Source organism: Methylomonas montana (assembly GCF_030490285.1).
Classification (GTDB): domain Bacteria; phylum Pseudomonadota; class Gammaproteobacteria; order Methylococcales; family Methylomonadaceae; genus Methylomonas; species Methylomonas montana.
Window position 1 is genome coordinate 2,345,903 of sequence record NZ_CP129884.1, and the last position, 25,488, is coordinate 2,371,390.

Genomic DNA, 25,488 nt, shown 5'->3' on the forward strand with positions numbered 1-25,488 from the left:
ATCTTCACTTCGCTCGCGCTCCGTTTCCAAGATTTTCAGCGATGGAATTTTTAAAAAAAATGAGGAATATGGAGAAGGAAAGCCTGTTGCTTGGGTTGGCGAGTTATTTGGAACACATGAAATAATATTTTCTGAGAAAACAAATAAAGTAACGCCGAGCGCAAAAGAGATTGACAAGTATGGAATGAATTACGGAGATATTTTATTCTGTCGATCATCCTTGAAACTTGAAGGTATTGGATGGAGCAATGTTTATCTTGGGAAAGATAACGAAGCTCTGTTTGAGTGTCATGTGATTAGGATGCCCCCTAAGCTCGACTATATAAACCCCGTTTTTCTTAACTTTCAACTTCGACTTCCCGGAATTAGGCGGAGAGTTTTTGCTCAAGCCAAGACGGTAACTATGACAACAATTGACCAAGAAGGACTTGGAAAAGTTAAAGTTATTATTCCTAATAAAGAGCTGCAGGATAAATTTGAAAAAATTCACAGGAAGACCATAGGTTTTGTAAAAAGATTTGACCAACAACATGAGGCGGATAATTTATTTAACGCCCTAAGTCAAAAAGCCTTTTCGGGCAAAATTTAACACAATACCTAGAATAAAAGCCGTGGGTTCAAAAAAACAACTGATTGAGGATATAAAGTTTATTTTTGCAGAGTGTGAACGGTTGTGGGATCAGATTCAAAGCCAGGGTCTACTTAGCATATCCAAGGAAGATAGTTTTTGCGAAATACCTCATCCCAGTAATAATTCGGCAAAAATGCTCTGCGGCCGCGCCGCAAGTGAGCGATTAATCCAATTAAGCAGTAATATTGCAAAACAACATGGATTAGAAAAGAAGATAAAGCCCGAAAAGTTCAGAGAAATATTTTCACGGATAATGGTAAATCGATTTCTTCGAGAAAAGAGGCCCATTAATACTAAAGAAGTTGACAAAGTTATAGCTTCTTCAGTTAAACAGGCAAGGACTCATTTAAAAAATGTTACTTATTTCATCCCCTGTCATTTAATGCGAACTAAAGATCCTGAAGCATTAGTTATAGGGCCAATAAAGTTTCATAACAGAGCCAGTATTCGCCGGGTATTTCTGGATAAGTTACGCCAAAGTACTGAAGACAAAGGTCATGAAGATAATAAATATTCGCGTCGGCTGTTGAAGGATGCACTACGTTATTATCGTAAATTTCAATGGGTCACCGAAGTTGAAATTAAAGGCTATGACCGCGAAACGTCAGCCGAAATAGCAGAACAGGCTGTTACTTCCGCGCTCGATTGCTTACATCTGATGTTGGGCGCGGAATGGACAGATAAGATGCAAATACAAGGGCCGGCAATTTTCATGGATCGTCGAGCTAAATTGTATTTGTCCGATTCTAATGAACTGGAAGCATCGCTTTCATCGAGTGTGTTTGGGCAAGTTAATTTTACGGATGGCTGGTCTGAAGGATTGTCTTCCCCTGAGCACATCAATATATTGAATCTCTTTGGCGTAGCCTTGGAATTAGCAGTCGATCCTGCTCTAGCTAGACCGTTAAGCCAGCGATTCCTAGATGCTGCTCAGTGGTTTGGCGAAGCTTCTCGCGACAAAAGCCCATCAACTCGCGTCGTCAAATATGTTACAGCCCTTGAGCGCATGGTGATGACTGAAGAGCAAGATGACATCTCAAGATTGGTTTCTGATCGTGTTTCTGCATTTTGTTTCGACAAGCCTGAGGATCGTGAATCATGGCTAGCGAAGGTGAAGAAGACCTATGACTTACGTTCCAAGTTGGTTCATGGCAGTATTTCGCCTAGGTCGGATGAGGTTTGGCAGGGTGTTTATGTCGGAGCACAGTTGTGTGAAATCACTCTTCTGAGAGTGCTAAATGAATTTGGTGTTGATGGACTTAAAGAAGATAAATTTAGCTCAAGGCGTTTAGGTGAGTGGTTTAATAACGTGACTAATTGGGCCGATCGGCAACTTACGAAAATAGAGGAATAACCATGCAAACAATACAAGTCCAATTACCCGATACCGTCAATATAGACGCCCAGGAAATTCAATTGCTGCTGGCGGGAAAGTTATATGAAAAAGGCCTATTGTCTATCGGTCAGGCGGCGCAAATGGCGGGCTTCACCAAACGCGCCTTCATGGAGCTACTAGGACATTATCAGGTATCGGTATTGAATTACCCTGCCGATGACATTGGGCGGGATTTTGAAAATGCCTGAAATCATTTCAAACACCAGTTGCCTGATCATTTTGGATAATATTGATCGGCTGGATATTCTGCAAAAGTTATATCAAACCATTCATCTCACCGAGGAAGTGGCGCAGGAATTTGGCAAACCTTTGGCAAACTGGATGATGGTCGATGTCGTACAGGACAAAAATTATCTGCGGATTTTGAACGCCAGTGTCGATTTGGGCGAAGCCAGTACCATTGCTTTGGCGGTACAAATGCCGGGCGACTCAGTCATGATTCTGGACGATTTAAAAGCCAGAAAACTCGCTAAACAATTGGATCTCAAATATACCGGGTTGCTGGGCATTCTGCTCAAAGCCAAGCAACAAAAAATAATTGCATCGGTTTCCGATATTTTGGCCCAATTCCGGCAAGTCAATTTCAGATTCTCTGAAAAGCTGGAAACCGAGGTATTAAGACTAGCCGGTGAGCTTTAAAACCAAGGCAATATAGTTCCTTGATTTGGAAAGCCTATGCTTGACCGTTGTATGACTGGGTTAATGCGATAAGTCTGCATTCTGGTGATAACGACATGATTTTTATGAATTAAATGGACTCCAATTTGCTTGACTGATGCTTGATTGTGGGCAGCGTAAGCATACTGGGTTAATAAAATTTGGACTTAAATTACTAACGAAAAACATGCTTCCAAAAAATTGGCTAACAGAGTTTTTATCCTCCCGAAACATCCCCACGACCGATGCCCGTCCGCTTTATCGTTACCGAATGAACGATGATGAGTTCGTGTCGTTAAAATCAGCCTTAAGCACTACTGCCTTATTCGGTATTGAAAACATTCATAAAGCAGCTGGTTGGAATGCCGCATTTGTGATTTACGCATCTGAGTGGTGGCGGCGGGAATACGATGGTAGTTCTTGGTCGTGGGAAAAGTTATTTGCTTCCTTCAATGCCGATGTCAAAGTTTTAGCAACTGGTCGACGTAATGTTTTGGTTGAAACCGGCTTGCGTTACTGGAGGCGACAGGTTCGAATTATCAATGGTAGCTCACGCTATCTTGGTACTATTGCCATTGAGGGCGGTTTGCCGCTTAATCAAATCACTAGCAAGTCTAATGATTGGCTGGGCCGGGTTTTCAGGCAAGTTATTCCGAAATATAGCCGGTTGCACCATACCGGTGTCAATGCGGAAAGCTTGATTGGCGAATGCGATTACATCATTCCAAGAACCTATCAAAATGAACAAGTGTTTGCGATTCTTGGCGACATGGTTAAAACAGTTGTCGAGTTCAAGCAGAAATATGCATTGCATGATTGTAATGATCCGATAACGGTTTTAGATCAAAAAAAGCCGACCTGGCGGGAAAACTTTCCATTGCCTATCGGAACGGAAGTGGGCCAGACCTTACTTTCCGACATGGTCTTGATTGCGGCTAAGGCATCTGATCAAAAGCCAAATCAACCGTTTCGTGGTATCCGCAAGCTGGGTGCTGACGGTGTATTACAGCTGCATTTTGAACTTGCTGGTTTTGTTCCTCTGGACATACTTAACCTTGCTGAGCCCATTCCTTCAAGGCTGGATGTTGAGTTGGTCAGTAGCTGCGGCGCTGTGAAATCTTTGGGCGTAGCGTTAAAAACAACTTATCAAGGTAAGCCCTCCCTGCAAATACAACGCTGTGCCAGTATCATCAAAGGCGATCATGCGGCCTATGGCTATTGGTTGCGTTTAAGGCATTTATCCGCGTTTATCTACGAAGATGCGATTGCCGATTGCGAAGAACTTGATACAGAAGCACCATGGACATTTTGCCAGCAAAACGATGACTGGATTTTGGAGGGTATAGCCAGCATTAACACGCGCGCCAAGCAAGTCAGGATTCTTTATCCTTCTCAGCTTCGGTGCCATGAGAGCGAGAACGTTGTCCAGTTACAGTCTTCGACGCAAAATCACTTAATCGAAGCCAGCGGGATAATCCGGTTTTCTAATCATGACGGTGCTAATTTTGTCATTAAAACCGGGCAAGATGTTTCTGCTGATCGGTTTTATTTGCAAGGCAAGTTACTAGCATTTAACTCTCGCCCTATGCAGGTTTATCTGGGGCTACCGACGCTAGTTTGCGTGAATAATGAGAATGAAAGGCGCACAGAGATTCCTGCTTCTAAATTGGTTGCTCGATTAGCGAACACTCGAAATCCTTGGGCACCTGCATCTGAAATTCATCACGGCGTTCTCGAATTTCGTTATCAAGATAGCCAAGGCAATGTTCGGTTCCGAAAAAAATGCGCGATTTTGCCCGAAGATTTTTTGGTTCGATTCAAGCCATCGCCAAAATCCCTGGATGGCCGAATCTGCTTGGACAACGTCGGCGATGCTACGGTTATTTGTGGTCCAGGAATTCGACACACAATAAATTCAGAAGCAAATGCTGTCTGTGTGGACTTGTTTGTTGAAAGCGCTCCGCCTGCTTATGTCGATTTGTCTTTATGTTGGCCGCGACAGCCAGAAATGCTAACCGTCACGCTGCCATTTCCGGCGCGTGGTGGACAGATCATCAATGCAGAAGGGATTAAGCAATCATCTCGGCAACCTTTGTTCTTAGATCAGCTACACGGTTTTAGGCTTAGATTATTCAATGAAGTGCCAAATCAAAATCGGCATTTGCATATCGAATTAAGACTAAGAGACAGCACTTTGAGCGATGCTCGTGATTTGTATTTTCTCGACAAGGTGAAATTTAAAGGGGCTGTTATCGAAATAGCCTTGATCGACTATCAAGAATGGTTTCAATCATTCTTGGCGATTAGCAGAAATCTGGACAGTAGTGTGTCATTTGCCGTTTATGAAAATGGCACGGAATTGCTTAAAGCTGAGGTATTTCGGTATCAATTCATGCTTCAGAGGGATTTGGCATCAGGCAGTGTCGAACTGGACAGCATTGATCAGGCTTGCTTGGGTCATGATCAACTTTCAGGCATTGAATTAAAGGCAATGCGACTGGCTCAGCCCGAGCAAGCTCACATTTCGCTCGAAGCACAACAGTCGGAGGGGGCGCTGACTGGTCGTTGGTTTTTTTACCCAGAAAAACGTGATTTAGGGAGTTGGTTGATTTATCCGACGGAGTCTTCTTCGGTATCACTTCGTCCTATTTTGTGGCACATCGGGGAACAAGCTGATGATTCTGAATTGTTCATCAATGGCGTAACAACGCTGCATCGTGCTGTAACACTGGGTAAAGATTATCGGCAAGAAGCAATCCGTAACGTCCTAAAAACCATGTGTTCCGATTATGAGCACAGTGGTTGGAATTATTTAAGAAATCTTTGCAAATACTGCATGCATTTGCCATTGGCTAGCTTTGATGTTTGGACTATTTCAGTCACCAGTACTGAAGTTTTGGCCAATTTGGTTTTCCAAATGGATGAACGCTTTACCAAAAAGCTGGGTGAAGAACTGCCGGTTTTCTGGGAACTTATTCCGATTCAGGATTGGATAACGGCATTGCTCAATTATCAGGATTACCTGGGCAAAACAATAGATGATCCGGAAGATACGCAACTCATACTTGATAGTCGGATTAAACGTATTGCAAACCTCAATCAGTCGATGACGTTAATTTCTAGACTTCTTAAGCAAGAACTCTTCAACACCTCGGATCAAGAACTCAACGCCATGAAGGGTATTCCCTTTGATGTTGTAAAAAATATGATCCGAGATTCTCAGCAGGAATTGGATCGGCGACAAGCTGAAAGTCAATGGCCTGAGATGCTAAAGCCTGAAATTATGGCTAGATGGTTACAACTGGATAAATCGGCCCAGCGTTGGCTAAATTTTGAAAATATTACTGACCATCATCGAGCGGTTACGATTTTGCCCGTTCTATTAGCCATTTATTGTTCAACGCTTTCTGCGCCTGAAAATTGGCTTGGCGACTCCGTGAGAATATTTAAGATCAACCGACTCAAAGCATTTGACGAAGATTGGTTTTATGCAACGTTTTCGATTGTTCTGGCCTACTTATCCCAAAATTCCGCAAATTAATCATGTTAAATTATTTTCAGCCGCTTATCCGGCAGTTGTCAGAACGCTCCGCAGAAGCCACTTTGAGTATTTTGGGAATTAGCCATCCTGAACTTCGGCAATTTCTTTCTGAGCAATTTAATCGACCGGTTGGCGATGCCAATAATTTTCTAGCCGACCCGGTTTTCGAGGCAATTTTTGGATGGGAAGAAGCCAATATAACCATGGATAGATTGGCAGGATCATTGTTAGAAAGGTCCTTGCTCAATGCAATGGACAGCCCACCTTCTGATTTAAAAGATTATGCCTTTCGCAAGGAGTGGAAACCATATCAACATCAGCTAAAGGCATGGGAAAAACTATCACTGAGTAATCCTCAATCGATAGTGATTACTAGTGGTACCGGCTCAGGTAAAACCGAGTGTTTTATGGTGCCGGTCATCAATGATTTAGTCCGCCAGTACCAAGCACGCAATCAATCTTTAGTGGGTGTTCAAGCGTTATTCATTTACCCACTAAATGCTTTGATTAACAGTCAACGTGATCGCTTACGCGCGTGGACGCATGCATTTGGGGATGGAGTGCGGTTTTGTCTTTATAACGGCAACACGCCGGAAAATGAAAAAGCGTCCAAGCAAGCTTCTAATCCGAATGAAGTGCTGTCACGTAATTTGCTGCGTAATGCTCCGCCACCGTTACTCGTGACCAATTCCACCATGTTGGAATACATGTTGGTCAGACAAGTGGACGCGCCCATCTTGGAAAAGTCACAGGGCAAGTTACGCTGGATCGTTCTCGATGAAGCGCATACCTATATAGGATCGCAAGCGGCTGAATTGTCGTTATTGTTGCGGCGGGTTTTGCATAGTTTTGGCGTTAAGCCCGAGGATGTTCGATTCGTCGCCACTTCGGCGACGATTGGGGATAAGGATAATGTTCCATTACAACGTTATTTAGCAGACTTGGCTGGTATCTCACCTGAACAGGTGACAGTGATTGGTGGAAACAGAAGTATTCCCCCTCTGAATAAGCCGAAAGGCAATTTTAAGCAAAACACACCGATCACAATGCTGGCCGAGATCGAACCTAATCAATTAGTCTCCAAACAACGTTATCGGGCATTGGAAGACCATCCAACAAGCCGCAAGATGCGAGATGAGTTTGCTCGTAACTCAATTCCCAAAACCCTAGCTCAATTAAGCAGCGCGTTATTCAGCAATATTGAAGACATCAAAACCAGGCAGCAACAAACGTTAGCATGGTTGGATTTGTGCACTGGTACAGTGCTGCCGGATAAAGACAATAAACCCAAACAACCATTTTTGCCCATCCGTTCGCACCTGTTTCATCAGGTAACTAATGGCCTTTGGTGTTGTGTGGATGCGAATTGCAGCCACAAACAAAATTCACCGTTAGCCGATAGTTGGCAGTTTGGGTATGTTTATAGCCAGCAACGGGAGCGTTGCGAATGTGGGGCGCCAGTCTACGAACTGGTGTTTTGCAATGACTGTAACAGTCCACATTTACAAGCGTTTCAGACCGATCAGGGGCAATTAATTCAAATTCCGAGGCAAACCATTGATGAATTTAGCCTTCATGTTGAGACCGACGGTGATGATGAAAATGACGAGGAGAAACCGTCTGAAAATAATACGGTAACGCAAAGCCAAATGGTCAATTTATCCGCTAGTCCACATCAAGAATTTACCTATGATTTGGCGCTTTCCTTTGAGAATAAATTACTAGGCGACGATTCAGTCGAAGGTACAAGAATTCATGTCGTTGGGCAGGAAAATGGGGAGCGTTGCGGTCAATGTGGCTACGTGCCCGATAGAGGCGAACACCATGTGTTTCGTAGGTGTTTGCTTGGTACGCCATTTTACGTGAGTAACACGGTGCCAACGTTATTAGAGTTTTGCCAAGATGGTAAGAATCCGTTGGAAAGCCCTGGCCGTGGAAGGAGGTTGATTACATTTACCGACAGCCGTCAAGGAACGGCCAGAATTGCGGTAAAGATTCAGCAAGATTCTGAAAGGAATCGGTTGAGGGGATTGGTATATGAGATGGTCGCCCGGCAAGGTGCTGACGACACAAGCGATCAACGTCAATCGCTTGAGAAGGAGCGAGATGATTTTCTAGCAAAAGCTGAAAAATTCAAAAAGATGGGTTTGTCAGAAGCCACTGATTTTTTAAATTTCGCCGAGGAAAGGCAGCAACGTATTGACCAATTAGGTGAGATTAAGCCATTTACTTGGCAAGAAGCCATCGATACATTACAAGTAAGCAATGATATTTCCAAAGCAATGTTGGAATATTACCGTAGCTTGAATTCTGTTTTATTTGGTGAACATGGTGGAGAAAAAACGATAGCTGAAATGTTACTAATCAGAGAGTTTTATCATCGTCCCAAACGCCAAAATACGTTAGAAACTTTGGGTTTGGTTGCTGTTCAATATCCAGCCTTAGAGTCGATTAAGACTTTGCCACCAGAATTCAATAAATTCGGGTTAAACATCGATGACTGGAAGAACTTCTTAAAAATCAGTCTTGACTTCTTTGTTAGGTCAAATTTTGTTTCAGTCAAGAACGAATGGCTAAATTGGATAGGTGTTAGTATTTTTCCGAAAGTGTTATTGGCTCCCGATTCCAAAGAAGCCACTGGAAAACGCATAACCAAGTGGCCTTTAGTTAGAAAAGGCAGAAATCATCGTCTCATTCGTATTTTGGCACAGGCATTTAATCTGCGGCTAGATAATAACCTGAATGAGGATATTCTAAATCAGATTATGCGATCGGCATGGAAAGCGTTAACCCAAGAAAGCAAAATACTAACTCCAGTGTCGGGGCCATTAACTTATCAGATGAATTTGGATCAAATTGCGTTTTCGAGTATTGAAAATGCGTGGATTTGTCCCGTGACTCATCGCTTATTAGATACCACATTTAAAGGGATAACACCCTATTTACCTTATGAGGCAAATGAAAAAACTGCAGTTTGTAAATCAGTGGCAATTCCTGTCCTGCCATATAAGCATGATTTTAATTCTGACCAGGAAAGAATTAGCTTTATTAGGCAATGGGTCGCGTCTAATCAGCAGATTACTGAACTAAGGCAACAAAATCTTTGGACCGATTTAAGTGACAGAATTCTCGAAGGTGGCGTCTTTTTTAGATCAGCGGAACATTCCGCTCAACAACCCGCTAGTCGGTTGCAAGAATTTGAAAAGTTATTTAAAGCCGAGAAACTGAACGTATTAAGTTGTTCTACTACCATGGAAATGGGCGTTGATATCGGGGGGATTTCGGCAGTTGCCATGAATAATGTACCGCCACATCCAGCTAATTATTTGCAAAGAGCTGGACGAGCCGGCCGTCGTCAAGAGACTCGTGCGCTATCTTTTACGATCTGTAAGGATAATCCCCATGAACGTACTGTATTTAACAATCCATTATGGCCTTTTACCACTCATGTTAAGGCCCCCTATATCACACTGAATAGTGAGAAGATCGTTCAGCGACATGCTAATTCTTTAATTTTTGGATATTTCTTGAAGCAAATAGTGGGTGTCTCGCAAAAACAAAATACCTCGTTAGATTGCGGATGGTTTTTTTGTAATGAGGATGACAACTTATCGCAGTTTGAGCGATTTTGCAGCTGGGTTTTAGAGTTTGACACTTTGTCTATGCCAGCAGAGCTGGCAACTGGCTTGGATGCGCTTATGAAAAACACCGTTTTTGGCGGCACGCCACTTGTCAATATCACTACAAAATCAGTTGATGTCTTAGTAGAAGTTAACGAAAAATGGCAATCTGAATATTTGCCGTTGCGCGCTGAATTTATTAGTAGCGAACAATCAATTGCAAACGATGCCGCATATAAAAAGAGGGTCGAGCGTGATCTTGAACGATTAAAGGGAGAATATTTATTAGCTGAATTAGCGACACGAGGGTTTTTACCGTGCTATGGTTTTCCAACCGGTCTTGGGTATTTTGATCCCTATAGTATTCACGATTATTTACAAAAAAATCAGAAAAAAGAAACGTCAAGAGACGATAATCAAACTCGCATTCGTGATAAACCAACTAGAAGCTTGTCTGTTGCAATTCGAGAATACGCGCCGGGTTGCGATATTGTTTTAAATGGTTTGGCTTACCGGTCAGCTGGTTTAGCTTTAAGTTGGCACAGTCCGGAAAGTGGCTCAACAGAACTTCAAAAGGTGATGACTGCTTGGCGCTGTGACCACTGCGGTGCGATCGATCATGCATTAAGTACATCAGCTGATAGCAATTGTAATCAATGCGGTGAACCCATAAATGCCGAACATAGACGCGAGTTTATCGAGCCGGCTGGCTTTGCAGTTGATTTTTACTCATCTCCTCATACTGATATTTCGGCTCAGCATTACATTCCAGTCAAAGAGCCTTGGGTTACAGCCAAGGACATTCTTCGTCCTTTGCCCAACAATAAACTGGGCTACTTTCGCGCAGGTAGCCGGGGAGAAATTTTCTATCACAGCTCAGGGGAACATGGAAATGGCTATGCGATGTGTTGGCACTGCGGTCGTGCTGACTCTATGTCAGCTGACGGGACACTACCCGAAGTTTTTAATAAAAAACACAGAAAATTAAGAGGGAAACCAGAAGGCGAAATTGATGCTTGGTGTAGTGGCAATGACAATCCATACGCCATTAAAGACAAATTACATCTTGGTTATATCGATCATACCGATGTTTTTGAACTTTATTTGAAGCATTCGAATGAGCAAATGTTGCTCAGCTATTCGGATGATGACAGCAAAAAAATTGCCTGGACATTAGCAGTCGTCTTGCGACAGGCACTGGCAGAAATTCTCGGAATTAACAGTGAAGAGATTGGGTATGCCGTTAAACCAACCAAGCTTCCGCACTGTAAATACCAAGTAGCAACTATTGTCCTTTATGACAAAAGTAGTGGCGGTGCTGGGTTTTCATCGTCGGCTTATCGGTATTTTGATGAGCTGTTTTCCAAAGCAAGAGAATATCTGCATTGTAGCTGCCAAGGGGTTTGTCAGAATTGCTTGCTAGGGTATGACACCCGTTTCCATGCCGAATACCTTGACAGGAATCTAGCACTAAATTTTCTGTCGGATGAATTCGTTAAGCTATTGGCGTTACCAGAATCCATGAAATTATTGGGTCCTGACTCAAAATATACACCAGAAACCTTATCATCAGAAATTTACAATGCCGCTGCAAAAGGAGCATTTAAACTTCGATTGTTTCTACAAGGCGATCAATCGGACTGGGATATTTTAAGTACTTTAAGAGAGAAAATTTATCAATGGAAACATCTGTTCTCAGAGATAAATTTGGTTGTAAGTGACTATTATGAAAATAGATTAAGTGATGTCAACAAGGAAGATTTGTGGATTCTATCTCGAATAGGAATTAAATCAGTAATTGTTGATGCAAGCCGAATAGCTAAGCATTTAGTATGTCAAGTCCTTTGGAATGACAAGCAACTTACATTCGCTATCTCTAATGCTGAATTTGGAGTCATCAACAAAAATTGGTTGAGTGATCCAGAAAATTTATTGATTTACTCGAAAAGCTATCCAGAAATACCTGTCAAACATTATTTCGATGAAGACAAACTAAAACTAGAAAAAATACAGGGTGATAGTGAAATAGAAATCCTAGATGATTGCAATGGCCCGTTAAATCAATTTGGGAAGCGCTTATGGCAGCAATTATTCGAGCAACATAAAGATCTTCAAGAGCATATTACGCATGGCGATGAAATAGCCTCTATTTCTTATTCAGATCGTTATTTATATTCTCCATGGACGGTTATTTTGGTTGCTGAAGTCATAGATGGTCTGAGGCAGTTAATAGGTACCTCATGGTCTAAACCAGGTATTAAAATCTATTCTGCTCCGAAATCGGAAGCCGACGGCTATCAAAAACGTGGATTATTCTCAGATTGGTTAGATGACTCTATGCGCTCAAATGTAATGGAATCATATTTTGCCGCAATGGATGAGAAGTGCGAAGCTTTAGTAGCGTCAAAACTTCAACACGGAAGATATATGGAGATTATTTGGCAAAAAGGTACTAAAACTATAATCCGTTTTGATCAAGGCATAGGTTACTGGGGATGTGCTAACAAACCACCATACTTTGATAACCTATCGCCCATTGAAAGTCAAACGGAGGACATGATGAATTTAGTCAATCGAATCACCGTAAAAAACCATAAAGAATTTCCCACACAGATTTTTGTTAAAGAAAGAACTTTATAGGCAGCAGAATAAGAATTCTAAATTACCCATAACATGCTGGTGAAAAACTCGAAAAGCTAAGTAGGCTAAGTACCATTGATTGAGCGCGTCACGTTGCTGATCATGGTATTGACCCTGGCGAATTCTTCTTTGGTCACGCTATCCGGGCCGCCACCGGTGACGATGGAATAGTGGTGGCAACCTGATCAAAGACGGCAGAAAAGCAGCGAATACACCAGGCTGGCCGGCATCAAGATGCTTGCCGGCCCAGCGTTTGATTTCGCTGCTACGGAAACATCCAATGTCATGGCAATGGGATGATGATCTTCATTCAGCGCCACGACTGCAACAAACGGCGTCTTGTTTTCCAAGCCTCGCCCGTGTTTTCCGCCACTATGTTCACCGCCCCAGTAGACCTCATCCAGTTGAATGAGGCCGGTCAGCGGTTTTCGATCATCCATGGCCTGCATGATCTTGTGTTTGAGGCTCCAAGCGATGTTATAGGTTACGCCGATTTGCGGCATCAACGCCAACGCCGACAAAGCGGTTTTGGCCTGTGTCAGCAGGTGAATCGCCAGAAACCACACTGTCAGCGGCAGTCTCCAGTCAAGTCAAGACTTTCATTGGACTTGTGGCAGGATTCTAAGTTGTTGAAGGTTATGGGTGATCAGGAAGATTATTTATTTATAAACAATATTTTTTATAAGCCTCCGGTTTCAAAATCATATTTAATTTTACATACCTTTTAATAATCAATTGCTTGAGTTATTTGGCTCGATTTATGCTTGTCGCTAAGTGACTATTTCAAACAGAAGGAAACGCTTCATGTCTAAACTTATTTCTGAACAAGTACGCCAACGTATCATCGACATCGCAGTCCATTATGGCTTTGTGGCTCAGTTAAAAGATGGTGCACAGGATCAGTATGTGAAAAATCTGATGTTCTACTGCAAGTCGCTCAATCAGACGGTTTATATCCGTAAAGACCGAGCCGTGGGTGACTGCGGCATTCCCGCTTATTTCCACGTTGCGGTGCACCCTAATTTTTTCAACAAAGCTTGGGTGTCAGTGCCCGAAGGCATTGAAGAGTTGATTAACCGGCAGAAGAAAAAGAATCTGCATTCCAGCAGCAATTATCAAAAGTTTCCGGTTTACCCTGAAAACGACGAGCCTTGCGGCATGTGCTTCAAAGTGACTGGCTATGACGCACTAGGCAAGTTGTTTCAGCAAATGGCCGCTGGAAACAAAAAGCTTAATCCAACTTCGGAGCCAACCGCATCCGCTAGCTCACCTACGGCAACAGATTTTACTTTGGACGAAAAGCCAGTTGTTCCAGAAAAAACGACTGCCGCTGTCGAACCAAGAAACCAAATCGATACGGTGCCGACCAAAGGCTTGCTAATCAAAAGCCCTTACATTGACCGGATTCTCGCGGGCACTAAAACTTGGGAAATGCGCTCCAGCGCAATCAGCCTGCGAGGGCCAATTGCCTTGATTAAACAAGGCAGCGGCCAAGTGGTTGGCGTTGCGAATTTGGTGGATGTCAAGGGGCCGCTAAGCAAGCAGGAAAAACTGAAAGCCATCGATAAACATCAGATTTCGATAGAGCGTCTGGAATCCGGCGAAACCGATAAATGGGATACTGCATGGGTGTTGGAAAATGCTCAGCCATTGAAAACACCGATTCACTATCAGCACCCCAATGGAGCCGTGATTTGGGTCAACCTCGATCAAAAAACCCAAGATCAGCTAGCCGTGACCCTTAAAACCAACACGCCTTTAGTAAGATGAAAATTCTCCATACCTCTGACTGGCATTTAGGCCATTCGCTAAAAGGCTTTGACCGGCATTTTGAACACCAATGTTTCCTCGATTGGCTACTCGCGCAACTGCGCGAGCAAGACGTCGATGCGTTGTTGGTCACCGGCGACATATTCGACAACGCCAATCCCTCTGCGGCGGCACAGAAGCAGTTATACCGGTTTCTGCAGGCGGCACGCGAAGCCGCGCCGAATTTGCGGGTGGTGATGATTGCCGGCAATCATGATTCGCCGGGTCGTTTGGAAGCGCCTTCGCCGTTATTGGATTTATTCGATACCACGGTGGTGGGTCAAACGGGGCGGAATGGCGCAGGCGAAATTGATCTGGAGGCGTTGATTGTGCCTTTGCATGATCGCAAGGGCGTGCGTCGTGCTTGGTGTTTGGCGGTGCCGTTTTTACGCCCCGGCGATGTGCCGCGCGTCGAAACTGACGGCGACACTTATCTGGCCGGCGTGGATGCCTTGTACCGCGATGCCTTGCAGCAGGTTTTGCTGAAACGGCAAGCTGGCGAAGCGATTTTGGCCATGGGCCATTGTCACCTCGATGGCAGCGCGGTGTCGGCCGACTCGGAGCGGCGTATTGTCGTCGGTGGCTTGGAAGCCTTGTCGGTGGCGATGTTCGACAAGCATATCGCCTATGCCGCACTCGGTCATTTACATTTGCCGCAAAGCGTGGGTGGGCGGGAGTGGGTGCGCTACAGCGGCAGCCCGTTGCCACTGTCGTTTTCCGAAATCGAGTATCCGCATCAAGTGGTGGTGCTGGAGATTGAGGGCGAAGCAGTCAAATCCATAGACAGTGTACGGGTACCGCGCGCGGTGGATTTGTTGCGGCTCCCCAGTCGGCCAGCGCCGTTACCGGAAGTACTGGCGCAATTAGAGCAATGGACAGCGGCCGAGCCGGATTTTCCGGATGAGCGCTGGCCATATCTGGAAGTCCGGGTGTTGTTCGATGCACCGGAACCCGGTGCACGGGCGGCGATTGAAGCCGCATTGGCCGGCAAAGCCGTGCGCCTGGCGGCGATTGATGTCAGTTACGCACGTGGTCAGCGTGCGGCGGATGAGGATGCCGGATCGTTGCTGGGTGATCTGAGTCGGTTGCAGCCGGATGATGTGCTGCAACGCCACTATCAAAATCAATACGGTTCCGCCTTGCCTGACGAATTGTTACAGGCTTTTCAGACCTTATTGCTGGAAACGGAGGACGAAGCATGAAAATTTTGGCGATTCGCGGTAAAAATCTGGCGTCACTGGCAGGCGAGTTTGCCATCGATTTTCTGCAAGCACCACTGGCATCGGCCGGATTGTTCGCGATCAGCGGCCCGACCGGTGCCGGCAAATCCACCTTGCTGGATGCCCTGTGTCTGGCATTGTTCGATAAAACCCCGCGCTTGCACCAGGCCGGCAGCCGAGGTGTGCAATTACGCGATGTCGGCGATGAAACCCTGCCGCCCAATGATTCTCGCAATCTGTTGCGCCGGGGCTGTGCCGAAGGTTATGCCGAGGTGGAATTTATCGGTAACGATCGCCAACACTACCGTAGCCGCTGGAGCGTGCGACGGGCACGTTTGCGGACGGACGGCAAGCTACAGGCGACCGATATGGAATTATGTCGTTTGCCGGATCAACAGCCGATTGGAGGCAAGAAGACCGAAGTGCAGGAAGCAATCGTCGAACGGCTTGGCTTGAGTTTCGAGCAGTTCACCCGCGCGGTGTTATTGGCGCAGAATGAATTCAGCGTGTTTTTGAAAGCGCCGGACGATGAGCGAGCCAGCTTGCTGGAAACCTTGACCGGCACCGATGAGTACAGCCGCATCTCCATTCGCGCCTTTGACCGCGCCAAACAGGAGCGCGTCAAGCTGGAGGGTTTGCAACAGCAATTGGCGGGTCAACAGCCGCTGGCCGAGGAAGATCGGGAGGCGTTGCTGGGGCAAATTCAACTGGCGCAGACTGCGATAGATACCGCGCAGAACCAAAAATCCGAATTGGACGGTCATCTGGACTGGCATCGGCGCTACCGGGCCTTGCAAACGGCGGAACAACAAGCCCAAAGCCAATGGCAACAAGCTCAGCAGAGCCATGAACATGCACAGCCGCAACGTCAGCATCTAGCGCTGATCGAGTCCTTGCAAGCCGCACGGCCGTTACTGGTTGATTTTGATCGCTTGCAGAGTGAATGTGTCGAAATGCAAACGCAGTTGGGAAAGGCTGAACAGATGGTCACGTCTGTCACGGCGTTGCATGAACAGGCGCTAGTCAATCAGGCGAACGCCGAAACCCACGTACAGCAGGCCGAACAGCAAAAAAGCGCAGCGGAACTGGAAATCGTTCAGGCGCGGAGTCTGGATGCGCAAATCCAGACCTTGCAGCCGCAACATCTGAAACAACAACAGGACAAATTGGCGGCCGTTAAGCAGTTGGCTGATTTGCGCCGGAAATACCACGACACGCAGCAGAACGAACAGCATGTGACCGGCGAATTGGTGCAGTGTGAGACGTGGCTGAACCAACATCGATATTGGCTGATCTTGAGCGAGCAATGGCCGCGTTGGGACACGCTATTCCGACAAGGCAAAACGCTGAGCGGCGAAATGCATACTGCGCGCTCGGTGTTGACGCAATTTGAAAGCACTTTGGCTCAGGCCGAAGCGGTCGCGCAAACGGCCCAGCACGCACTCCACGCGTTGTTGCCGCAACTCTCAGCCGCCGAACTGCAATGGCAAACGGCAAACGCCGAGGCTAAAGGGTTTGATGCGGATGCACTAACCCAGGAGTCGGAACGGCAACAACTCCGCTTATCCCAATTGCGTCAGGCTGATACCGTGTGGCGGGAACTGTCGCGGCTGCAATCAGAATTCGATCATCAGACAACCACGTTGCAAAGCGTATCGGCCCAGCAACATCAAGCCACCGCCGCGTTACAGGACGTCGAAACTGCGTTACCGCGTTTGATTGCCAGTCATGAACAAGCGGCCAAGATGTTCGACTTGGCCAAACTGGCCTGCAGTGAGCGCGTGGAAGCCTTGCGCGCTCAACTCAAACCCGACGCGGAATGCCCGGTGTGCGGGGCCACGCAACACCCGTTTGCCGAACACGATCATCCCCTGCGGCACGAATTACAGGCGCTGGAAGGAGAAGTCGAGGCGTGTCGCCAGCGTTGGCAACAAGCGGAAAGTGATCGTCAGCGGTGGCAACTGGACATCGCGCACTGCGATCAAACGATACAAGCTACCCATGATTTGCTGGCAACGCTGAGTCGCCAGGTCGAATCTCAACAGCAAAGTTGGTTAACAGCTGCAGCGGCATTATCCATTGCAGACATGCCCGACGAAGGCATCGCCGCGTGGTTGGCGCAGGAAACCCAGGCGACCGAACAAGCGTTGCAAGGGGTTGGTGAGCGTTTGAAAGCCATGAGCGCGGTGATGAAGGTTCGTGATCAGGCCTACGCAAAGTTGGAGCAACTCAAATCGCAACAGCAATCCTTGCAGCAGCAATGGGAGCAAGCCAAGGTTGACCGGCTCAGCGCTGATCAAGCGTTAGTCAACGCCCGTGAAAAACGTCAAGCACTGGCCTTAAAGCTGGAACACGTATTGGACGAACTGGATGGTGCCTTTGACGATTCGGGCTGGCGTCAAGCCTGGCAATTCGATGCGGAGGGGTTTTATCAAACCTGTTTGCAAAACGCACAAGCCTGGCACAGTCATCATCAACAGCAAGCTCAGTTGAGCCAAAAACTGTCTATTCTTCAAACGGAATTGCAGGCCTTGCAGAGCCAGGTAGCCCAAGCGGAACAACGACAAGCCGAAGCCGATTCTGCATTTGCGGCCATAGATGCCGAGCTGGTCGCCAAACAGCAGCTGCGGCAAGGCGTGCTGGACGGACGTTCGGTCACAGAAGTCGAGCAAGGGTTGGTCAAGACTGTGAACGACGCCAAAGCCAAACTGCAGAGCGCCGTGACTGCCGTGCAGGATGCGGCAACCAAACTAGCCACGGCCCGAGAGGCTGTTAGCCAAATCACTCAGTCGCTGACCGCGCGGCAGACCGCGTTGCATGCCGCCGACGCGGCGGTGTCGAGTTGGCTGCAAACCTTTAATGCCGCGCACCCCAACCGGGCGGCCCTGGTGCTCGACGATTTGCGGGAACACTTGCTAAAGGATGCGGCCTGGTTGCAGCGCGAGCGCGAGGTGTTGCAACAATTGGATCAGACATTGATGCAGGCTCAAACGGTATTGGCCGAACGTCGCGCACAATCCGAACAACATTTGGAGTTGCGCCGCTCGTTGGAAAGTTTCGAAACCTTGGAAATTCAGCTGGCCGAGCTTGCCGAACAACTCAAGGCGTTGACGAAGCAACAGAGCGATTTGCATCTGCTACGCCGCCTGGACGATGAGCGCCGCCAAACCAGCGCAGATTTACAAATCCAAATTTCCGCGCAAACCGCCGTCAATGACACCTGGGCCAAACTCAGCAGCTTGATCGGTTCCGCCGATGGCAAACGCTTTCGCAATATCGCGCAGCAACTGACGCTGGATATTTTGCTGGGTTATGCCAATCAGCATTTGAAAGACTTGAGTCGGCGTTATCGTCTGGAACGGGTTAACGATAATCTGGCACTGCAAGTGGTCGATCAGGACATGGGCGACGAAATCCGTTCGGTGCATTCCTTGTCAGGCGGCGAATCCTTTTTGCTGTCGTTGGCACTGGCTTTGGGGTTGGCCTCGCTATCCTCGAATCGGGTGCGCGTCGAATCGCTGTTCATCGATGAAGGCTTTGGTAGTCTGGATGCCGATACGCTACGCGTGGCAATGGACGCGCTGGACAGTTTGCAAGCCATGGGCCGCAAGGTGGGGGTGATTTCCCATGTACAGGAGATGGCAGAGCGGATCGGCACCCGAATCGAAGTCAAACGTGTTGGCAGTGGTTTGAGCAAAGTCAGGGTGGTTTGAGGGAAGAAACCTTGGGCCTTCGCAATTCGTGTTGGTGTTGGTGTTGGTGTTGGTTTCGGCCATCACCGACCACAGGGTTTGGTATGCTAGGATGATTTACCGTCTTTAACCTTTAGTTTTCCATCGATAATTAGTCCCATGTCCACCAAATCCAGCATCGCCTGCGGGCCGAATTTCCACTTTTACCACGAAGCGTTTGAACAAGGTGCCGTTTATCTGGAACTGGAGCAGGCATTTTTCGAAGCCTCACCGGATAAAGTCACGGTTGCCATACCGGTTGTGGTTTGGGAAGTCATCCGCCAGTTTGCCGGTGCCGATTTGTCCTGGGCTGCTAAATCCGATGAGGAGATTCGGCAATGGGTGGAGCATGAAGTGGATGAACGAATTGCGTTGTGTCAGACCGCTACCGCTAATCGTGCATTTTTCCGGATGTGTGGGAATTTGACGTTCGGTTCCGTTGACGATCCCAGAGAACTTCAGCTTGAACGGGGTCTGGCGCATTGTTTTGAAATGCGGGAGAAGCAACGCCAGTTGATTGCTCAGGTGAATAAATTGATGAGCAATCAGCGTTGAGCCTAATTTCCGCTGAAGGTTTCTGACTTTACTTCATTTATAAACGCATGGCTAACCAGTTTACCAAGCAGGCCGAACAACGTTGGAACGCATTGCCGGAACATGACCGGCAACTGTTCTTAAGCACAGTTTGGTGCGCGCAATGTCGGGGTAACACCACCATGTTGGCACCGAGCTTTACGACGGTACAAAACGACTTGTTGCTGGAGGGCAAGTGTCAGCATTGCGGCGCTAAAGTCAGACGCTTGATCGATTAGGCAATGGCATGAGCGAATATCAATATTACGAATTTCGGGCGGTAGACAAGCCTTTAACCCCGCAGCAGCAACGCGCGTCTGGTTAGATCTCAAAGACCAGTTCTACACTAGTCTTTGAATGACTTCCCCGACAAAAGAAACATTAGAACACTTGGTAGATTGCATGAATGGCCCAAGCCAGAAACGAGTTTCAAGTCCGATTTCCACCGGTGGTGAGGGCGTGTTCTTCGAGCAACACGTCGCGGCGTACTGGCTCGTCCAGTTGCTCGTCCGCAGCATCCCGCCGATCTTGACCGATACCGGCGTCACCGAAGTCCATTTCCAGACTGAGCATCTCGGCTTCAATACGGACGATGTCCGAGTCGTCTGCGCGCGCACAGGGGCGGCGACTGCGCGCCTCGTCGGGCAGGTGAAGCGCAGCTTCACCATCAGTGCTGCCGATGACGAATGCAAGAAGGCCATTGGCGATTTCTGGAAGGATTTTAAGAAGGCCGTCCCTTTCAATCCCCAGTACGACCGCTTTGTTCTAGTGACGCTGCGCGGCACGAACGTGCTCATCGAGAATTTTGTCGGGCTGCTCGACTGCGCCAGAGGCGCAGCTGACGGTGAGGAGTTCGAAAGACAGCTGTCCCTCGACGGTTTTATCTCAAAGAAGTCCGTCCATCAGTGCAATGAACTTCGCGAGATCGTCAGCAAACTGGAAGGGACGCCCGTCACCGCCAATGACCTGTGGCCCTTCCTGCGCGTACTGCACGTTCTGAGCCTCGACCTGCATACCTCCACGCGCCAGACCGAGGCGCTTATCAAGACGCTGCTTGCCCTCAAGTCAACCGATCCGGATCCTGTCGCGAGCGCGACAGCCGCGTGGAACGCCCTTCTGACCTTCGCGAGCGAGGCCGGACCGGGCGCGCGGAGCCTGAAACGCGCCGACCTTCCAGCTGCTCTCGTCCAGGCGTACGGCGAGGTGGGCGCGAACGAGCAGCGTGTACTGGCGGCACTGAGGAACCACACTGAATTCGTGCTCCGCAAGACCCTGACCACGATTGGACCGGCCTTCCATCTACGGCGCTCCGGTATCGTCCAAAAGGTGATTGCGGCCGTCGAGGCGAAGCAAGTCGTCCTGATAACGGGGCCAGCCGGCAGCGGCAAATCCGTCATTGGGAAGGAGGCGGTGGCCTTTCTCTCCCGCGAATTTTTCGCCTTCGGGTTCCGAGTGGAGGAATTCGCCGTCGCTCACATCGACGAAACACTCCACAACAGCCAGATTCCTGCGCGAGCCACCGAGCTTCAGGCCATCCTCGGCGCGCAGGGCCGCAAGGTCCTCGTGATCGAGAGCGTCGAACGCCTGCTCGAAAAGCCGACGCGCGACGCGTTCAGCGACCTCATGACTCTCGCCCAGGGCGACGACGGCCTCGGTATTCTCATGACCTGCCGCGATTATTCCGTGGGGCAGGTGCAGGCCAGCTTTCTCCAGGCGGCAGGGATTGATCACGCGGTCATCGAAGTTCCGCCGCTTGACGACACCGAATTGCAGGACGTCCAGGCCGCCTTTCCGTCGCTGGCAGTGCCACTCGCTAACCCCGCCCTGCGCGAGATCCTGCGGAACCCGTACTTCATCGACAAGGCATTGCAGATTCCGTGGGATGCAGGACGTCCGCTTCCGGAGAACGAGCGCGATTTCCGCGCCGTCTTCTGGCGGCAGATCGTGCGCGCAGACCAGAATCCGGCCGGCGGCATGCCGCGCCTGCGCGAAGTGGCTTTGCAGGAGCTGGCGGTACGCAGGGCGCGTGCCCTGTCGGATTACGTGCCAGCGACGGGACTTAATGCCGCAGCCATCGCCCTCCTCAAACAGGACTCCCTCGTTGTTTCTCCCGACACCAATCCTTTGCTCGTGGCCACGACGCACGATGTCCTCGAGGACTGGGCCATCCTGCAATGGATCGAGGAACGGCACCTCACGGATGAGACGGCGTTCAATGCGCTGTCGTCAGCGATAGGGCCGCATCCTGCGGTGCGCCGCTCGTACCGGAAGTGGGTTGCCGAACTGGTCGACCGCGACGCACCCGCAGCGGACCGGCTGTTCAGCGCGGCCATCGCCCAGCCCGACGTGCCCGCCCAGTTCCGCGACGATACGTTGGTCTCACTGCTGAAAGCACCGTCGGCGTCAGAATTCCTGACGCGGCACGAGGCCGAGCTGCTCGCCAATGACCGCGCCATCCTCAAGCGGGTCATCCACCTCCTGCGCGTCGCCTGTGTGACGTCGCCCGGTGTGGCTTGCCGACGTGCGCGGCCACAGCTCCATCCTGAGCGTGCCGGACGGCGCGGTCTGGGCAACCGTCGTGGGACTGGTTCACCGCAACATAGGTAGCTTCGGAACGGAAGAAGCACCGCTGCTTCTCGCATTGATCGAGGATGCCGTGCGCGGCGTCAGTTGGTGGGCACCGGACATCGACGGGGCCGAACATGTTACCGGCATTGCCCATTGGCTCCTCCCACACTTTGATCACTACAGGGGAGACGATGCCCGGAAACGCATTCTGAAGGTGATTGCGAAGATCCCGAAGGCCGCCCCCGCGCGCTTCGAAGCCGTTTTGCGCGGACAGATTAGGGAGGGATGGCACCACGATCCCGTCGCCGAAGACTTCCAGGACATTCTTCTTACGGGCCTCGACGGCGCGCCCACGGCGCGCTACCTACCGGACCTTTTGATCTCCGTCGCACTGGATAGATTCCTCGCAACGGAGGAGTATCTGCGCGAGGAACCGTACGGCCGATCGACCATCGACGTTGACCTTTACTTCGGTATCAAGGAGCACCTGCACCACAATTTTTTCCCTGCCAGTGCCTTCCGAGGGCCGTGGATCAACCTGCTCTCGCACCACCCGAGAAAGGGTCTCGACTTCCTGATCCAGGTCTTCAACCACAGTGCCGAGTGGTATGCGCATCCGCGTTTCCATGCCCCCCTCGAACCCGCCTGGGAAGTCGAGCTCATGTTTGCGGACGGCACCAGGCGGAAGCAATGGGTCAACTCGCGCCTCTGGGGCCTTTACCGCGGCATGACTGTCGGTCCTTATGTGCTCCAGTCGCTGCTGATGGCCTTCGAGAAGTGGTTGCTCGACTACGCCAAATCCCATCCCGAGGGGCTCGACGCGGTGCTGCTCGAAATCCTCCAACGTAGCGATTCCGCCGCGCTCGCAGCTGTCGTCGCAAGCGTGGCGACTGCTCATCCTCACCGGTCGGGCGAGGCCCTTCTGGTGCTGCTGTCGGTGCAGGACTACGTCGAGATTGATCGCAGCCGCATGGCCGGCGAGCACCAGACTTCGAGCCTCACGGGATTGTTTCCGACCCTCAGCGCCGAAAAGAAGTTCTTCGAAGAGGAGCGGAAGAAGTCGAACGCGCTGCCGCACCGCATGCATGACCTTGAAGCGGCTATCGCAAACCTGCAACTCGGTCCTCTGGCCCCGCGGGTTCACACCATCATCGACCGCTACATCGCGGCACTGCCCGCGCCGAAGAAACGCGACAAGGAAGACCTCACTTGGCAGCTTGCACTGCACCGGATGGACTTCCGTCAGTACGACGTGGCCGAAATCCAGCCCGCAGGGGACGAGACACCGGCAACTGACGGCGAGGAGCCTCAGAATAACTACATTCGGCTCGAACCCAAGCCTCCGGCTCCCGAAGTGCAGCAACTCGTTGACGAGAGCACAAAGACACTGGGCGAAATGAATGCCCGGCTGGGTGTGCACATGTGGGGCCTCAAGACCTTCCGGCGCGAGGCGGACTCTGCCGACCCTGCGCGGTGGCGGGATATGCTGGCAAGTGCCAAAGGCATGGACCGCACTGCGGAACATCCGGACAACAGCCGCAACGCTCCGGGATTTGTCGCTGCCGTCTGCGTCCGCGATCGCTGGGACGCGATGTCGCCAGAAGAGAAGGACTGGTGCGTCGACGTCATCTGCTCCGAAGTCTCACGGCACGCAGACCAATGGGGAACAATCGACCGCATGCAGCGTTTCTCGATGCTGGCGGATCGCCCATGTGCCTTTGTTGTTCCGTTGGTGCTCTCCAAGTCCCTGACGGAGACCCAGACGCCGCGCGTGCGCCAAGCCTTTGTTGTCGCGCTAAGCCATCCGATTGACGAGGTCCGCTGGTACGCCACTTGGGGCATCGACGACAAGTTCTGGGCCGCGAACCGCTCCCTTGCCCTGCGCGCCGTCAATGCCATCGCGACAGAGGCCGCGTTTGCCGATCGCATCTGGAGGGCTGAGGAGATGCACTACGACAAACGGCGCACGTCAGCCTCGATCTCCGCAGCCGCGGCTGAAGAAGTCCGCCAGCGGTTCTGGACCGAGGGGGAAATCGCCGCAGATGCGCACGTCAGGCTCGACATCACGGAGATATTCGGAGCCGAGGCGAACGCGAAGGTCCTCACGATCCTCGGCCAGGTGCCGAACGAGGCTCTTGCGGTGGCCGCACACCGACGCGCCAGCGAAGACTTGGTGGAGTGCTGGAACCGTAAGCATGATCGTTCTCCCGACCGGCGCAATAGGAATTTTCACAGGGAGCAGGAGATATCCAACCGCATTCAGCAATTTGCGATGCGGGCGCCAGACGCCGATGCCAAGAAAGTCCTCCAGCCGATCCTCGACACCGTCGACCGGCATCCGCGCGAGGTCCACAGCGTCATACAAGGGTTCACAACAAGCGAGGACAGCAATCCCAACACACCGCACTACTGGTTCCTGTGGAATCTGTTTGCCGAGCAGGTCAAGCGCGCCAAGTGGCTCGCGCATCTGGACAGGGAACATCCGCACGGCAGCGAAGTGCTGTCGACGATCTTCCTGACTGCGTGGTGGAAGGACAACGTGCGGCACTGGCGGAGTCTGGAAAGCTATGCCCACAACGTCGACGCGCTCTTCGACGCGCTGCCGCCGGTCTGGATCGTGCTGGACAGCTACGTCCGTTTCCTCTATCACATCGGCGAGCGTTCCATGCCCGCTGCCTTTATGCGCATCGCGAACGCGCTCAGGCGCGGAAACCCCACCGACATGCTGCGCGAGTCCAACACCGTCTTCATGCTCGAAGTTCTTCTCCAACGGCATGTCTACACACGGCCGCTGGAACTCAAGCGCGATCCGACCCTGCGCGACGCGATCCTCTATGTGCTCGATGTTCTTGTCGAGAGCGGTTCTTCCGCCGCGTTCAGGATGCGGGACGATTTCGTTACACCAGCTGCCTGATGCCCCCCAATATCTTCCCAAGTAATTGGCTGTAAGATGTGCCGTGGACTTTCTCAACGATTTAGAACGTCACTTGCTATTGATTTAAAAAACGTGGTGGTCGGCTTTTGGCCAATTGTGTTGAAAAAATCCCTTTTTGAAAAATTGGCTCAGTCTACAAAATCTATTTTCAATTAAAACAATAATTT

At 49.7% G+C, this 25,488-nt stretch carries 13 protein-coding genes and 1 pseudogene; 13 read left to right on the top strand and 1 reads right to left on the bottom strand.

Annotated features, from left to right (window positions below):
- The first annotated feature begins 184 nt into the window (after positions 1-184).
- The 6 genes from QZJ86_RS10885 to QZJ86_RS10910 all read left to right on the top strand — a co-directional run bounded on the left by QZJ86_RS10885 (position 185) and on the right by QZJ86_RS10910 (position 12,485).
- Positions 185-589 carry a restriction endonuclease subunit S domain-containing protein gene (locus tag QZJ86_RS10885; protein ID WP_301670430.1) on the top strand — a complete coding sequence of 135 codons (405 nt, stop codon included), beginning with the start codon at positions 185-187 and terminating at the stop codon, positions 587-589.
- A gap of 22 nt (positions 590-611) precedes the next feature.
- Positions 612-1,985 (top strand): HEPN domain-containing protein, encoded by a 1,374-nt coding sequence (locus tag QZJ86_RS10890; protein WP_301670431.1) that lies wholly within the window; start codon positions 612-614, stop codon positions 1,983-1,985.
- Between the two features lie 2 nt (positions 1,986-1,987).
- Positions 1,988-2,215 (top strand): UPF0175 family protein, encoded by a 228-nt coding sequence (locus QZJ86_RS10895; protein WP_301670432.1) that lies wholly within the window; start codon positions 1,988-1,990, stop codon positions 2,213-2,215.
- Positions 2,208-2,666 (top strand): DUF3368 domain-containing protein, encoded by a 459-nt coding sequence (locus QZJ86_RS10900; protein WP_301670433.1) that lies wholly within the window; start codon positions 2,208-2,210, stop codon positions 2,664-2,666. Before QZJ86_RS10895 ends, QZJ86_RS10900 begins: the two co-directional genes overlap by 8 nt.
- 205 nt (positions 2,667-2,871) lie before the next feature.
- On the top strand, positions 2,872-6,225 hold the full coding sequence (locus QZJ86_RS10905; protein ID WP_301670435.1) for an STY4851/ECs_5259 family protein: 3,354 nt from the start codon (positions 2,872-2,874) through the stop codon (positions 6,223-6,225).
- Between the two features lie 2 nt (positions 6,226-6,227).
- Positions 6,228-12,485: a DEAD/DEAH box helicase gene (locus tag QZJ86_RS10910; protein ID WP_301670436.1), complete on the top strand. Its 6,258-nt coding sequence runs from the start codon at positions 6,228-6,230 to the stop codon at positions 12,483-12,485.
- A 222-nt stretch (positions 12,486-12,707) separates the two neighbouring features.
- On the opposite strand, the pseudogene QZJ86_RS10915 reads toward QZJ86_RS10910, so the two are convergent.
- A pseudogene (locus QZJ86_RS10915) lies at positions 12,708-13,066 on the bottom strand (IS1595 family transposase); the annotation flags it as partial.
- A 193-nt stretch (positions 13,067-13,259) separates the two neighbouring features.
- On the opposite strand from QZJ86_RS10915, the gene QZJ86_RS10920 reads away from it, so the two are divergent.
- The 7 genes from QZJ86_RS10920 to QZJ86_RS10950 all read left to right on the top strand — a co-directional run bounded on the left by QZJ86_RS10920 (position 13,260) and on the right by QZJ86_RS10950 (position 25,300).
- Entirely contained in the window at positions 13,260-14,255 is a 996-nt protein-coding gene (locus QZJ86_RS10920; RefSeq protein ID WP_301670437.1) for an ASCH domain-containing protein, read from the top strand.
- Positions 14,252-15,496 (top strand): exonuclease SbcCD subunit D, encoded by a 1,245-nt coding sequence (locus tag QZJ86_RS10925; RefSeq protein ID WP_301670438.1) that lies wholly within the window; start codon positions 14,252-14,254, stop codon positions 15,494-15,496. The genes QZJ86_RS10920 and QZJ86_RS10925 overlap by 4 nt, the downstream gene beginning before the upstream one ends.
- Positions 15,493-19,227 (top strand): AAA family ATPase, encoded by a 3,735-nt coding sequence (locus tag QZJ86_RS10930; RefSeq protein WP_301670439.1) that lies wholly within the window; start codon positions 15,493-15,495, stop codon positions 19,225-19,227. Before QZJ86_RS10925 ends, QZJ86_RS10930 begins: the two co-directional genes overlap by 4 nt.
- Before the next feature lie 138 nt (positions 19,228-19,365).
- On the top strand, positions 19,366-19,800 hold the full coding sequence (locus tag QZJ86_RS10935; protein ID WP_301670440.1) for a hypothetical protein: 435 nt from the start codon (positions 19,366-19,368) through the stop codon (positions 19,798-19,800).
- 47 nt (positions 19,801-19,847) lie between these two features.
- The gene (locus QZJ86_RS10940; protein ID WP_301670441.1) at positions 19,848-20,057 is read left to right on the top strand and encodes a hypothetical protein; all 210 of its coding nucleotides are present in this window, start codon (positions 19,848-19,850) and stop codon (positions 20,055-20,057) included.
- 163 nt (positions 20,058-20,220) lie between these two features.
- Positions 20,221-22,425 carry an NACHT domain-containing protein gene (locus tag QZJ86_RS10945; RefSeq protein ID WP_301670442.1) on the top strand — a complete coding sequence of 735 codons (2,205 nt, stop codon included), beginning with the start codon at positions 20,221-20,223 and terminating at the stop codon, positions 22,423-22,425.
- A complete protein-coding gene (locus QZJ86_RS10950) occupies positions 22,325-25,300 on the top strand; it encodes a hypothetical protein (RefSeq protein ID WP_301670443.1) in 2,976 nt (991 codons plus the stop codon). The genes QZJ86_RS10945 and QZJ86_RS10950 overlap by 101 nt, the downstream gene beginning before the upstream one ends.
- Positions 25,301-25,488: the final 188 nt, after the last annotated feature.

What these genes read in the sequence shown, in the direction of transcription:
- QZJ86_RS10885 (WP_301670430.1), top strand. Translation starts at nt 185, where the DNA reads ATGAATTACGGAGATATTTTATTCTGTCGATCATCCTTGAAACTTGAA.
- QZJ86_RS10895 (WP_301670432.1), top strand. Translation starts at nt 1,988, where the DNA reads ATGCAAACAATACAAGTCCAATTACCCGATACCGTCAATATAGACGCC.
- QZJ86_RS10900 (WP_301670433.1), top strand. Translation starts at nt 2,208, where the DNA reads ATGCCTGAAATCATTTCAAACACCAGTTGCCTGATCATTTTGGATAAT.
- QZJ86_RS10905 (WP_301670435.1), top strand. Translation starts at nt 2,872, where the DNA reads ATGCTTCCAAAAAATTGGCTAACAGAGTTTTTATCCTCCCGAAACATC.
- QZJ86_RS10910 (WP_301670436.1), top strand. Translation starts at nt 6,228, where the DNA reads ATGTTAAATTATTTTCAGCCGCTTATCCGGCAGTTGTCAGAACGCTCC.
- QZJ86_RS10925 (WP_301670438.1), top strand. Translation starts at nt 14,252, where the DNA reads ATGAAAATTCTCCATACCTCTGACTGGCATTTAGGCCATTCGCTAAAA.
- QZJ86_RS10930 (WP_301670439.1), top strand. Translation starts at nt 15,493, where the DNA reads ATGAAAATTTTGGCGATTCGCGGTAAAAATCTGGCGTCACTGGCAGGC.
- QZJ86_RS10935 (WP_301670440.1), top strand. Translation starts at nt 19,366, where the DNA reads ATGTCCACCAAATCCAGCATCGCCTGCGGGCCGAATTTCCACTTTTAC.
- QZJ86_RS10940 (WP_301670441.1), top strand. Translation starts at nt 19,848, where the DNA reads ATGGCTAACCAGTTTACCAAGCAGGCCGAACAACGTTGGAACGCATTG.
- QZJ86_RS10945 (WP_301670442.1), top strand. Translation starts at nt 20,221, where the DNA reads ATGAATGGCCCAAGCCAGAAACGAGTTTCAAGTCCGATTTCCACCGGT.